At 58.1% G+C, this 12,516-nt stretch carries 16 protein-coding genes; 3 read left to right on the forward strand and 13 right to left on the reverse strand.

The features are described from left to right. Positions 1-22 precede the first annotated feature (22 nt). The 3 genes from PY650_RS26915 to PY650_RS26925 form a co-directional block, all read right to left on the reverse strand. A complete protein-coding gene (locus PY650_RS26915) occupies positions 23-673 on the reverse strand; it encodes a helix-turn-helix domain-containing protein (protein WP_285882653.1) in 651 nt (216 codons plus the stop codon). A 68-nt stretch (positions 674-741) separates the two neighbouring features. Next, positions 742-1,371 carry a response regulator FixJ gene (fixJ, locus tag PY650_RS26920; RefSeq protein ID WP_285882654.1) on the reverse strand — a complete coding sequence of 210 codons (630 nt, stop codon included), beginning with the start codon at positions 1,369-1,371 and terminating at the stop codon, positions 742-744. After that, positions 1,361-2,458, reverse strand: coding sequence for a PAS domain-containing sensor histidine kinase (locus PY650_RS26925; protein WP_285882655.1), 1,098 nt, complete (start codon positions 2,456-2,458; stop codon positions 1,361-1,363). Before PY650_RS26925 ends, fixJ begins: the two co-directional genes overlap by 11 nt. A gap of 331 nt (positions 2,459-2,789) precedes the next feature. On the opposite strand from PY650_RS26925, the gene PY650_RS26930 reads away from it, so the two are divergent. Next, a complete protein-coding gene (locus PY650_RS26930; protein WP_285882656.1) occupies positions 2,790-3,014 on the forward strand; it encodes a hypothetical protein in 225 nt (74 codons plus the stop codon). Positions 3,015-3,074: 60 nt separating this feature from the next. On the opposite strand, the gene PY650_RS26935 is transcribed toward PY650_RS26930, so the two are convergent. The 6 genes from PY650_RS26935 to PY650_RS26960 form a co-directional block, all read right to left on the reverse strand. Continuing rightward, entirely contained in the window at positions 3,075-3,749 is a 675-nt protein-coding gene (locus tag PY650_RS26935) for a VIT1/CCC1 transporter family protein (protein WP_285882657.1), read from the reverse strand. Between the two features lie 45 nt (positions 3,750-3,794). After that, entirely contained in the window at positions 3,795-4,256 is a 462-nt protein-coding gene (locus PY650_RS26940; protein WP_285882658.1) for a hypothetical protein, read from the reverse strand. Positions 4,257-4,290: 34 nt separating this feature from the next. Beyond that, positions 4,291-4,827: an OmpA family protein gene (locus PY650_RS26945; RefSeq protein ID WP_285882687.1), complete on the reverse strand. Its 537-nt coding sequence runs from the start codon at positions 4,825-4,827 to the stop codon at positions 4,291-4,293. 52 nt (positions 4,828-4,879) lie between these two features. Further along, positions 4,880-5,299: a hypothetical protein gene (locus tag PY650_RS26950; RefSeq protein ID WP_285882659.1), complete on the reverse strand. Its 420-nt coding sequence runs from the start codon at positions 5,297-5,299 to the stop codon at positions 4,880-4,882. Between the two features lie 690 nt (positions 5,300-5,989). Beyond that, positions 5,990-6,193 (reverse strand): hypothetical protein, encoded by a 204-nt coding sequence (locus PY650_RS26955; RefSeq protein WP_285882660.1) that lies wholly within the window; start codon positions 6,191-6,193, stop codon positions 5,990-5,992. A gap of 185 nt (positions 6,194-6,378) precedes the next feature. Beyond that, positions 6,379-6,669, reverse strand: coding sequence for a hypothetical protein (locus PY650_RS26960; protein ID WP_285882661.1), 291 nt, complete (start codon positions 6,667-6,669; stop codon positions 6,379-6,381). 44 nt (positions 6,670-6,713) lie between these two features. On the opposite strand from PY650_RS26960, the gene PY650_RS26965 reads away from it, so the two are divergent. Further along, a complete protein-coding gene (locus PY650_RS26965; protein WP_285882662.1) occupies positions 6,714-7,073 on the forward strand; it encodes a hypothetical protein in 360 nt (119 codons plus the stop codon). 353 nt (positions 7,074-7,426) lie between these two features. Here PY650_RS26965 and PY650_RS26970 read toward each other — a convergent pair whose 3' ends face one another. The 3 genes from PY650_RS26970 to PY650_RS26980 all read right to left on the reverse strand — a co-directional run bounded on the left by PY650_RS26970 (position 7,427) and on the right by PY650_RS26980 (position 10,849). Beyond that, entirely contained in the window at positions 7,427-8,584 is a 1,158-nt protein-coding gene (locus tag PY650_RS26970; RefSeq protein ID WP_285882663.1) for an HlyD family secretion protein, read from the reverse strand. Continuing rightward, entirely contained in the window at positions 8,584-8,925 is a 342-nt protein-coding gene (locus PY650_RS26975) for a DUF3302 domain-containing protein (RefSeq protein ID WP_285882664.1), read from the reverse strand. Before PY650_RS26975 ends, PY650_RS26970 begins: the two co-directional genes overlap by 1 nt. Before the next feature lie 142 nt (positions 8,926-9,067). Beyond that, a complete protein-coding gene (locus PY650_RS26980; RefSeq protein WP_285882665.1) occupies positions 9,068-10,849 on the reverse strand; it encodes a hypothetical protein in 1,782 nt (593 codons plus the stop codon). 127 nt (positions 10,850-10,976) lie between these two features. Here PY650_RS26980 and PY650_RS26985 point away from each other — a divergent pair, with 127 nt between their 5' ends. Beyond that, on the forward strand, positions 10,977-11,282 hold the full coding sequence (locus tag PY650_RS26985; protein ID WP_285882666.1) for a hypothetical protein: 306 nt from the start codon (positions 10,977-10,979) through the stop codon (positions 11,280-11,282). Positions 11,283-11,372: 90 nt separating this feature from the next. On the opposite strand, the gene PY650_RS26990 is transcribed toward PY650_RS26985, so the two are convergent. Continuing rightward, complete coding sequence (locus PY650_RS26990; RefSeq protein ID WP_285882667.1) at positions 11,373-12,497, reverse strand: AI-2E family transporter; 1,125 nt, start codon at positions 12,495-12,497, stop codon at positions 11,373-11,375. Positions 12,498-12,516 lie beyond the last annotated feature (19 nt).

The raw sequence follows: 12,516 nt of genomic DNA on the forward strand, positions 1-12,516 counted from the left end.
GTCAGGCGGGCCGGCTCGAATCCTACATGCTAAGCGCCGCAAGAGCCTCTGGATTGACGATACGAACATAGCGTTGGCCTCGTCCGTGAAGGCGGATAATACCGCTCGTGCGCAGTTTGGTAAACGCGCGCGCGACTGACTCGACTGTCAGCCCCAAATAGTCGGCAATATCGGCGCGCGACATCATGAGCTCGAATTCGCTTACGCCGGGACGGCGATCAGCCATTTCCTTCACGAAGATGGCGACGCGCTCGAGGGCGCTCTGGCGGACGATCATAAGTTGGCGTGAGTTCGCGTAAGCAAGGCTGTTGAGTGCGATGCCCAAAAGATTTACTGGCAGCGTTGACAAGCCGCTGATGGAGAACGCTCTCAGATTGCTCTGGCAAATCGCTTCCGCGAAATCGTCATGGAAGGGCCCGTCTTGCAGACCAAACCACTCATTTGGTCCATAGAAAGATAGGATGTGGCGATGGCCGTTTTGCATAAGCCGATAGACACGGACCGCACCCGACTGGACCTGATAGATCGCGGCCGCGCGCTGGCCTTCACGGTAGATGCCCTGGCCGGCCCTTACCTCAAGAGTCGTACTTGAGTTAAGTTTTCGCTGCTCTGTAAAATCCATGGCCCTCGACGCAGGCAGATGGCGATCGACGGCTTGGTTAAGGGTCGTCATATGAATCTCCTCCGCTTACTCTCAGATCAATACGAGATTGGGAGAAGTCGCAAAATTCGGAACAACCACTAAGTACTTATACGGTGCCTTGATGGCGAGTCGCAGGCCATAACCATCCGGACAAGCTCAGCCAGATTACGGGCGTCCATCTTGGCCATTACGTTTGCGCGATGGACTTCCACGGTTCTCGAACTTATGCCCAGATTGAAGGCTATCACTTTGTTCTGCAGCCCGTCGACGATCCCGTTCAGGACTTGATGCTCGCGTTCCGTCAACAGGTCGAGGCGGGCCATGATGGCGGTGACATTTTCGTCGGTTGCCACTGGTTCGTTCTGGCCTGCTGCCTCTTTGATTGCCGCTATAAGAACCTCATCCTTGAAAGGCTTTTCGATGAAGTCGGCGGCGCCGGCCTTCATGGCTTGAACGGCCATCGCTATGTCCCCGAGGCCGGTAATGACAATGGTCGGGATATCGATATTCATTCCTCGCAACCGCTTCAACAGCTCGACTCCGTCCATATGCGGCATTCGAAGATCTGTTACGAGACAGGCCCTTTGAGGCAGCGGCATCAGTGCCAGGAATGCCGAGGCGGACTCGTGGGCTCGCACGGCAAAGCCGGCCGAAGCCAACAGAAACGTTAGGGATTTTCTGAATGGCTCCTCGTCATCGACGACATGAACTGTCAGGTCATTTGGCATCGGGCGCCCCATCGATCAAAGGTAACGAGAATGAGAAAGTAGAGCCTCCGGAGGCCCTACGCCGGGCGGTTATACGGCCTCCGTGCGCTTCTATAATGCGTTTCGACATGGCCAAGCCTATGCCGAGGCCCCGAGGCTTGCTGCTGACAAACGGATGAAACAGCGTTGCCTCTACCTCTGGCGCTATGCCGGAGCCGGTGTCCGAGACCTCCACCATGACACTATCGCGCGTCTCGTTTCTTGTCGTGACCGTCAGCCTCGGATTATCGATTGAATCCATGGCCTCGATTGCGTTGCGAATGAGGTTTGTTAACACCTGCTCGATCTGGATCCTGTCGACCAGGACGACGTCAAGTCTCGCCTCAAAGCAAAATTCGGTGTTGATGCCGGCCAGGCGCGATCCCATAAGGGCGAGTTTCATTGCCTCTTCGATCAGTTCCTGGATGTGTTCCGTTCTCTTTTCGCCGCCGCCCCGGGTGATGAATTCCCGCAGATGTCTTATGATATCGCCCGCGCGAAGCGCGTGATGTGTGATCTCCAACAGGACATCTTGCACCTGTTCGTTCGTTTGGGCGCGCTCGCTTGCCAGCAGCCTGGCGCATCCTTGCGAATAATTTGCGATCGCCGCCAATGGCTGTGTAAGTTCGTGAGCAAGCGTCGACGCCATTTCCCCAAGTTCATTTAGCCGGGCCAGACGTGCCAACTCGCTCTGAAGCTGCTGGACCTGACGCTCCGCACCCTCGCCCTCGCGGAGGTCTTGAATGATCGCTGTGACCTCGGTTCCGTCCGCCGCCACCATGGTTAAGGCGGCTGGGAACGTCGTGCCGTCCTTTCTGATGGCGATGCCCTGACGCACCCTTCCGCGTGTTGCCCAGCGTCCCTTCAATCGAGAGTCGATCGTTTGAGGTGCCCAAAGAAGCCCGATACCGTTGCCGATGATCTCTTGTTCCCAGTAGCCGAACATGGACAATGCGGTCCTGTTGCACGCCGAAACCTTTTGGTTCTTGTCCAGAAGCAGAACTGCTTCGGGCATGATGTCGAAAATCTGCTTGATATGGTGCTGATGCCGCAGGCCCTCAGCATTCATGCTTGGGATCGCGATTTGAACATCGGCAGAGTTCCCTAGCGTGTCGGTTTTTCCTGCACACCAAAGCCGTTCCCATCTGGCTTTTGACCAGGCCGAGAACAAAACGCCCAGAGAGAGTTTTTCGGTCCCTACGCGCATCGGTTAATGCCCCTCAACTCAGGATATTATAAGCATGTTAGGAAGCAAAAAAAAGCACGCCTTGGAGTGATCCGAATCAAGGAGTTCAGCGTTGCCATGCGCTATTTCTCTTGATCCGGCGGCACACCCGCTGTCCGGCTGAGCCGCGGCGACTGATGAGCGCAAGAACGGCTTTACTATGAGGTATCAGTCGATGTGGCAGCTCATCGTCGAAGCCCCGTTTGCAGAGGATATCGAGCTCGCCGTAATCGACGACGAAGGGGTCCATAGTTTGATCTTTCCTTGTCAACGAATACCTGCCGGCTGGATCAATGCCAAGACCAGAGAGATCCTGGATGTGCATCCCACCCATTGGCGCATGTGGCCGACCTCCAACGCATGTGCTGCGGACGCGCGCCGAGGCGCGAAATCGAGCTGACATCCCGACGTCTCGTTGTGGCTCGCACCCTCCGCCAAACCTATGGCTCGACATTTGAGCTCAGCCGCCGAGAGCGACCGCTATTCCGACCAACACCAATCCGAGGCACGTCATGGTAACGCCTGCATGGAGTGGCTTGGCGTCTGAAAAGCTTGCCCATGCATAGCCTGTCATGAACAGCAGCGCGATCAGCAACAGATTGCTGGCCCTCAAGGCAAGATTGGCACTACCGATGAGTAAAAAGGGGATGACTGCCGGAAGGGACGTCGCCGAGACCAGGAGGAAGACCGCGGCCACAACCAACAGATCGCCCCTGGACAGAGCCACGCTCACGGGATCAGCGCGCTTGGCGAGGGCAACGAGGGATCGATAGAGCGCATCTGCATCCGCCGCTTTGGGAGAGAGTGGCTCGTCTTCGATCGGGAACTCTCTCGCCAGCGCCGCCAGCGCCTCGGATTCACCTTTGGCCGCCTTGATCTGACGGAACAAGCGCAAGCGCCTGCTCTTGTAGAAGACCGTACCCACGACGAACAGCACAGCATCAATGATGCCCCAGGCGACATTGCATCCGATCGTCGCAACAATTAGCTCGCGGACATTCAGCCCTTCTTTCGCAAAAATCAGCCTTGAACCGACCGTCAAGGTCAGCGCCATGATCAAGCCGAAGAGTACTTCGCCGAGCGCATCGCCCGGGTCGATCACATCCGCGATGCGACGTATGGTGCGCGACGACATGGATCACCTGTCCGAGCGTCCTACCCGAACGAGGCCGCTCAAATGTTAGTAGATGCTTTCGTCCGACCTGAAGAAGAGTGGTTCCCACGTGACGAAAAAGCCGATTTCCGCCGGAAACCCCTCTGCAAAATCGACGACTGCGGCTCTGAGCCCATAGCGCTGCGGTTTCGCAGTCTCCGTAAAGACATGGTAGAGTTCCTTGGCGTTGCCCTGAAGCGTCTTCTGCCAATGAGGCAGATTTTTCTCGATGGCTCGGCCACCGTCCGTGCAACATCGGGCTGGAAAACTGTACACCATGGCCTCGCATCGCCCGTTGGCGGCGGCGCCAGTTATAAGTTGCCTGATCGTCATGCGTTCCGCCTCGCCGAGATGCTGGCGGAACACGTCTTCAACAAGCTTGAAATGCTTCTCCGCTTGGCGCGTCCTGATTTGTTCTTCCCATTCCATTTCGAGAATGTAACGTTCGAGTTCGCGCCTGCGCAGTTCTTCGGCAACGGTCGTCGTCATTCCCATGTCCTCCCAGTGTCGGACGGTTCTTGCCTCACTTTTTTTGCGTAAACAGGCCGAGATTGACGAGTTGGACGCGCCTGTTGTTGGCGGCGTCGGTCTTGGAGCCTTCGATCGGGAACGCCTCGCCGACGCCGACGGCGTAGAGCCGCTGGGGGTCGACGGCGAAGGTGGTCGCCAGCGCTTCCTTGATTGCCACGGCGCGCCGCTCGCTCAGGTCGAGATTGTGTTTTTCGTCGCCGGTCGAGCTGGCATGACCGATCACCAGAAACTTGTAGGCCCACAGATTGGGATGGTGCAGCGCATCCGCGATCATCCCGAGGGTGCGATAGGATTCCGGCTTGATGGCGACCGAGTCATTTTCGAAATTGATCTCGACGACCATTTGCGGCAGCTTGCCGATCTTGCTCCAATTGGGCAGTGCCGACATTTGCTGGCCCGCCCCTTTCATCGCCTCCTGGCGCAACAGTTCGATATCGACGGCCTGGGCATTCGCCTTGAGTTTGCCGAGCCCCGAAATGATCCGTTGTTGCGACACCTGCTGGGCGAAGGCGACGCTTGCCGGCAGCATGGAGACGGCAAGGAGAACGGCGAGTGTCTTGAAGGAACGCGCTGGCATTGTCTTACCTCCAACCTGCATCGGTGATCGCCTGGCCGCACTTGTCGCTGACCAGCTTGTTCTTGACGAGGCAGGCGAGAATATTGCCGTCGCCCTTGATGCCTCTGCAGCGCTGGGCGATGTCGCCCTTGCAGACGTCGCTATAGGCGGCCTGCGCCTGCTCGCGCAGGCTGATCGACTGGACGACGCTGGCAACCGAGGCCTTGCAGGTCGGCGACACCTTCGCGGCGTTCTGCTCAAGACAGTCGGCAATGCGGCCGCCGCCGAGATTCAGACCCTTGCAGAATTTGCCGATGTCGGCACCGCAATCGCCGGCCAGTTTCGTGATCGCATCCGCATAGCTCATCGTCTCGGCCTGCACGAGCCCGCTATAGGCAATGCAGGCAAGCGTCACCGCCGCAAAAAGATTGCTTCTCCTCGACATCCTTGGCCCCCATGGAGATCTGCCCGCCGGGATCGGCGTGCCGAAAAAACCTGCCCGAAAGCCAAGGCGTACGGAAGTATGTTACGGTAATGCCACCAAAGGCACATTTGCATTGCGCGCGATTGTGGATTGCACGCTATGTAGTCTGGAGGTGGTCCGCCTGTCAAAATTGCAGCACTGGCCCGACGCGCTGGCCATTATGTGAGGAGGATTTCATGTAGACTACCGTAAAATACGCTTTCGCTCCCACCTTGCCGGTGTGCGGCCTGAATATCCTCTCGCATAGTTGGAGAGCTGCACGAAAGCGGCACCTTCAAAGCGTGCATCGGCTTACGGAGCCCCTCTGCCGGTCCCCAAAGCGCCGTACGACGAAACGCTCTCGATGAGCGAGCCTAAAACTTAGCCGGCGCCCATGCTGCTGTTGACGACCGCGGGGCTGACGCTGACAAGGATACCTGGAAACCGCTGAAAGCGGTCGGTAGTCGTCAAGGATCAGCTTCGGGCGCGTCGCGTTCTACACCAGCGCAACGAACGGCCGAGGCAGCCCGGCTAGCGAGCGACGCCACATTTCCCGCCTGCCGCGAATGCCCTCGGGAAGCGCCATGGCGAAAAAGAGCTGCAGGGCGCGGACGACGTCATCCTTGTCGTCGGCCTAAGGCCTGTCATTGGCTTCGAAAAGTTTGTGCGGCATCAGCGCAACGATGTCGGCAAGGCTTGACGGCCCAGCACTTTCGTCGGAAGGCCGGTTGGCGGGGAGCAGAGGCCGAAGTGCAGCAAGACCATGGCATTAAGGCTGGAAAGATTGCCGTCGACGAACAGCCTTGTTTCGTCAAGCGCCGCTCGCAGCTCATCGGTCTCGACGTTTTTCCCGCCCTGTTTAATCGGGCCGAGCATGGCCGTGTCGGGCTCAGCGTCGCGAATTTGGCGACCAACGGCTGTGGCAGGTGTAGCGCCTGGGCCGGATTGCCGGAAATTCTGTAGGCGCCGGCAAGCGTCAGCGTCGCCTCGATTTTTTAGGGGTGCTGCTTGGCGATGGCCACGAATAGTGACGACCCGCTTGGCGAGACGATGCGCCTCCGTCAGCTGACCGACACTGACCAGCGTTTCGGCGAGATAACTCGGAAGAGGAACATTCGCAGGCTGCTGCAGATGGGCACGCTCCACCTTGGGGAGGGTTCGGCGCGGCTGCCGAGGACGGAAAGCTGCGAGCCGACGAGTGCGAGCAGGTCGGAATTGTCCGGATTCTGCGCAAGGGCTATGCAGCTGGAGGTTAGTGCGGACCCCGGTAGCCCGTCCTCCAGATAGATCTGCGTCAGCGCGGTCAGCAGACCGGCAATGTTCGGATGATGCCTCAAGGCTGCGATGAGCAACCGTTCGGGAGCCTTCTGATCGCCGGCTAAAGCACGACTGGACCTTGCCGGCTCTTCCAATCCGGGGCGAGGACCACACGGCAGACAGGTCGCAGTTTCTAAAGGCGGAGGCAGCGACCAGCCGCGGCCGCAAGCATGTGGTGAACGAGGATGCCTTCAGGCTCAATCTCAATGCCGGACAGTTCGTGATTGCCGATGGCATGGACGGGCAGCGCAGCGGCCGGGTGAAGCTCATCGATTTCAACATTGCCTGTCCACAGGCGCGGACCTCGCGCCTGGGCGAGGAGGACACGGTGAGGATCCTCGGCCGCCTCGGCGCTGCCATACCGATCGACGCCCCGCCGCAATGCCTGATAGGCGCCGAGCCAGCGAAGGCGACGACATCTATTCCCTTGGCGTTATAACCTATCTGATGCTGACAGGAGAGCGGCCTTTTGGTGCCGCCAACGCCCGCGAGGCAAAGGAGAATGAAATTTCCTCAGCGCTTGCAGGAGGCATTTCGAAACGCCAGCGTGCGGCTCGTCACAACCTACTGTCGCTGTGTGACCAAGATCGAACAGCGTCGGCGGAGCACTTCTCCGCCCAATTCACCAGCCATTGATCATCGCGCTGATGGACACCATCCGGAAGCTGCCCGGCTGAAGACTGGCAGGGACGAAGATCGCTTCTACACGCAGCAGCAGCCAGACCGATTCCAGTAAGCTCTGGGATCGGTCTGGCCTGTACTGCCGGTTTGCTGCGGCTATTTCGAGCCCGTTCAGTGCTCCAGGAAGACATAGTTCATCCAGCTGCTCATGCGCAGGAGGACCTTGCGAAGGATCGCGACATGGTGCCAGTGGTCGGTATAAACGGCGACCTGCGCGACGACGCCACCTGGTAGCTGATATTGGTCGGTCGGCTCCATCAGTTCAATACCCGCCAGCGTCTGTCCTGGAGCAGCGCGCTCGGGCGACTGCGGGTCTATCAGCGCTCCGCCCGGCTGAAGCTGGCCCTGGGCCATTACATCGATGACTTCTGCGACGCGGGCCTTGAAGATTTTGCCGGGAACCGCCCTGAAGGCGACCTCGGCTTCGTCGCCCACCCGTACGCGCTGCAGCGAATTCTGAATGAACGCTGCAGCAAGGATTCGGTCCGCACTATCGATGAACACCATGACCGGACGCAGCGGCAAGGGGTTCGCCATCATCCCAGGACGGAGAAAGACCTGCGTCACATATCCGTCGCTTGGTGCGCGAACTGTCGTCTGGTCAAGCTCGTATTCCGCATTGCCCAGTTCTGCCGTTAGCCGGGCCACGGTAGGGTTCGTGCCATTGATCTCGGATTCATAAGCAAGTCTCGCCTGCGTTGCCTGCGCGCGTGCCGTGTCAGCGGCCGCTTCGGCTGTCAGATAGATTCCGCGACGGTTTTCGACTTCCAGTTCGGAATAGACGGCACCCCGGCCGCTAGATTTTGAGTTCTCGTTTGAATCCTGGAATTTCTGAAACGCCTGCAACGCGCGATCTCGGGAGGCTTCCGCTCCGACGACCGCGGCATTGGCAGCATCGAGAGCAGCCTTCAATTGAAGGACGCTCTGCTTTGCTTCGGCCAGCGCCGCTTTCTTCTGATCGACAACGAACTGGTATGGCCGCGGATCGATGCGGAAGAGAACATCGCCCTTCTTCAATGGCTTGTTTGGCGTGACGGGCACCTCAACGACCTGCCCGCCAACGGTTGGAATGACAGGTGCCGAGGTAAAGTAGATGCGACCATCCGATGAATAGGGGTGGTTGTAGCTCATGATGAGCAGCAAAGCAGAGATCAGAAAGATCCCGCCGAGGACGGCGGTTGCAAGCGTCCATTGGTTCACCGGAATCCGGAATACCTTAAAGACGGTCCAGCAGATCGCGGCGTAAGTAAGAATAAGGAGCAGATCCATCAGACTTTCTCCTTCTCCGACGAGCGGGCTTCAAGCTCGGCGATGCGGGCGTGAAGGCGGGCGATTTCGGCATTTGCTTCGGCCTCATGCGAGAGCTTGCCGTTGGGCTGCATTCCCCAACCACGATCCTCCCGATAGAGGGTCGCCCAGATGAACAGAAACGGCCAGATGACGTGCAGCGTGAACAGGCTCACCCATCCGGCGATATGGATCGCATCCTGGTGCGGATGATTGCGGGCCTTGGCGATCAGATGCGGGATGTCGTGAATTGCGATCACTGCGTAGAACAAGGTGATCACGACAAAAAACAGCACCCCAAGGGCAAAATAGTCAAGAAACACGGTCCCTCCTTTTCGGCTGGCGCAACCGAGCCTACCGGCCGTAGTCGTTGAGGAGATAGTATCGCTGCGACGTCCCGAAGGCCCGTAACATCACGTATCGTCTATCGGCGAGGCCGCGAACGTGTCGCAAAATTCGTGCTTGTCAGGGGGAGATTGTAATCCCCGCGGATCTTAGTCCTGCAAGAAAGCGGTCCTGATCCGTCGGGCGCTGCAGGCGTATTGCGACTTCCTTGCGAATATTAGCCAACAAAGCCGGGGCGTTCGCCCTCAGCCATGTCTCCTCTTGGTGGGCATCCTCGAGCTTGCCCTCAGCACCGAAGACCGCGAGCAGCACGAGATGGTGCATGGGGTTGTATTTGAGATCAGCCATGCGAACCCAAAGTTCGGCCGCCTGGTAATCGCCGCGCATATAAGCACAGACTGCCAAGCCCACCTCGTAGTATCCTATGGGGCCAGGGTTCCTGTTGATAGCGGTTGACATCAGTTCACAACCAGTATCCCACTTTCCGGAGAAAGCGAGCCGAAACCCATATTCGCCAGCGACTTCGGTGTCGTTGGGATTGATTGCATAGGCGGCTGCTCCCGCCCTTATTCCTGCGTCGACATCGCCCTTGAAAAAATCCGCGAGCATGAGCGCCTGCAAAGCCCGTGCGTTTTGAGGGTCTAGATCCACGGCACGCTTGGCGGTATCAAAGGCAAGCGCCAACGGTTCTCCCAATCGGCGCATATCAAGCTGGAATTGGAACCTGACCTCGTCCAGATAGGTCAAGGAAAGCAATGCCCATGCGGTTGAATAGGTCGGCAAGCGCGCGGTCGTGCGTTTGAGACAGTCGAGGACCGCATCATGGTTTTGCGGATTGAGATCAACCCGGTAGCTGTAATAGGACAGAGTGCAGGCGTAGGCATCCCAGTCGTCGGGCGGAGACTGAGCAATGCGCGCTTCATCGGCCTGGAAGATGACGCCATAGGGTTGGGCAAGAGCTGTTGCAACGCGCTGTGCAACATCAGCTTCCACCTCCAAAATATCCTGAACTCGAAGGTCCCTGTCGTAATTGCTCGCCCAAATCACCGATCCATCGGCTCGGTGGACCAGCCTGACGTTTAGCCGAAGTTTGTCTCCACCGACGCGCACACCTCCCTGCAGTGCGAAGCGCGGTTCCTCTTGTTGGATACCTGGTCCGGCAGCTGGCACTCTCGTAATGACGGCGATTTCCTTGAATTTCGCCAGTTCGCCAATGACTTCGTCGGTAAGTCCGCGGGCGATGTCGGAAGGTCCACCCTCCTTGGAAATTTCTTCGAACTGTTCGACGAGAACCTTGGGGGTGACCAAGCTCATGGAGGCGGGGGCTGACTTGCGGCCCAAGGGCACCGGGAAGAAGAAGGAGGTTATCGCGATCAAGGCTGCGAAGGCGACGGCCGCCGGTAGCGCATACCACGCCCATGACAAGCGAGACGGGCCATCCCTATGCTCCGCGGCGACGACCGGTTTCGGCGATTCGGACACGATCCCAAAGGCGTCCTCATCCTCCGTTTGATCGAGAGGCCTTCCAGCGGCCGCGGCATAGCGAAAACACGGGACATAGGCACCTTTCGGAATGGTAATTTCAATCGGGTCCGCCTGCCCTGCGACCAGATAGTAGCGCTCGAGTCCACGGCGTATGCGGCCCGCCTCTATTCTGACGACCGGGTCGTTCTGTGCATCGAAGGAGGGATCCCGCGTGAAGACCTCCTGTGCAATCGTATAGGCCTTGAGGTAATCTGCACGTCCCGCCAGCGTCTCCTCAACCACATATTCCAGGAATCTGCGGCCCCGCTCGGGTGCGAGAAACTCGTCACTTGCAAGGATCCGCTCAAGTTGCTCTCTGATTTCCGTGATTTCGGGAGGCGACGCGCTCTCCCCACCGCTTACTCGCGCACTTTGCATTGTGTCCCCTCGCGCCTTTCCGGCGTCTGTGCCCTCGTATGTTCCCGTATATTACACCTCTAATTTAAGTGGTGCCAATATAATGTCTCAATCTTCATGACGCGCACATGATAAGCGGGGGGGGACAATGTCGGAAGAAAACAATTCAGCGCATTTGTCCGCCCTCGCAATTCTAGGGGTACGGTTCCCTGACGACGTCATCCGAGTACAACAGCTTCTCAACATTGACGAAACCTTTCGCAGCATGTGTGAAGATTTGGCCGCAGCCATCGAAACCCTCGCGCATGTCGACCGCTTACCAGAAAGTGTGCGTGAGGCGCGACGACAGGAATACGCCGATCTTGTCGAGGCCCTTATAAACGAAATACACGAAGCGCTCCGTCACTCGAACGTCGTGGTGTTGAGACGGCCAGTCGACCGGCCCAAGTCGTAGTGCCGTCGAGAAAGCGACGATGCCAAGATGACCATATCCGGATGGAGCCGGGGGCGATGTTATCAGAGATTGTCTTGATCACCGTAGGCCTCAAACCGTGGCCACAGCGGGTTTATCGTCGGAATTTGGAGCCGGGTTCGCCCAGGCAGCCAGCAGATCGTAAAACACGCCGAGAACGACCGGCCCGAGAAACAAGCCAACCAGGCCATGCGACAAAGCCCCTCCGATGACACCCAACAGGATGACCGACATGGGGGTGGACAGGCCGCGCGAGATCAAGATTGGCTTCAGGAAATTATCAAGAACGGTGATCGGCACCGAAAGGAGTGTGAAAAGCAACGCATCCGAGAAGGCCCATGTGAACCAGGCCCAAACAACCAGGGGCACCAGAACGAGGCCCGGCCCTATTTGTACGATGCACAAGATAAAGACAACGAAGGTCAGAGCTCCGCGTGCAGGGACGTCGAACACTACAAATAACAGCCCGCAGAGCAGCGTCTGCAACAAGGCTATACCAATGACACCTCGGGAAACATTACGCACCGTCATGCCCGCGAGCTGAACAAAGTCGGCGCCCCTTTTTCCTCCCACCCGCATCGCGACAATGTTGACCGCCGCCGTCAGCCGGGTTCTTGCGACCAGAAAGAAGCCGCACAGCAATACCGACGCAATGAAGCTGAGCACGTTGCTTCCGAAAGCCGCTGTTCTCTCTAGGATGACGCCGGCCATTTGCCGTATGGGCTCTTGGAATTGCTTCAACATCGCCGCGAAATTGGCGACGGCGTAGTTCCATCCTTGGTAAAGGCGCTCGCCAAATGGAGTCCAATTTCTGAGGCCTTCAGGCGCCGCTGGCAACACAATCGTTCCTTCTTTCATGCCGGTTAGGAACCCTTGGGTCGCGTCTGCAAAGCTGAATACTATGGCCGCCAGTGGCGCGATGATGACAACCAGGCATGCAACCACGATTAAGGTCGCAGCAATTACGCCGTGGCCGCCCAGAAGCGTCGCGAGCAAACGAAAGAGCGGAAAAAGAGCGATTGCCAGTATCGCGGCCCAGGCAATAATCGAGATGAAGGGCGCGATGACTGTGAAGGACCAATAAGCGAAGAGGCCGATGGTCCCAAATCGGATGAAATCGCTTATGCGCGCGTCAGTCGAAGCGTGGCTCGGCTGGACTGCGTCAGCGGCCTTGTTTTTGTAGTGGTCGTCCTGCATTGGCGCTACCCCCGCTACT

Source organism: Martinezella calliandrae, assembly GCF_030272695.1.
In the GTDB taxonomy this organism is placed as follows: Bacteria; Pseudomonadota; Alphaproteobacteria; order Rhizobiales; family Rhizobiaceae; genus Rhizobium; species Rhizobium calliandrae.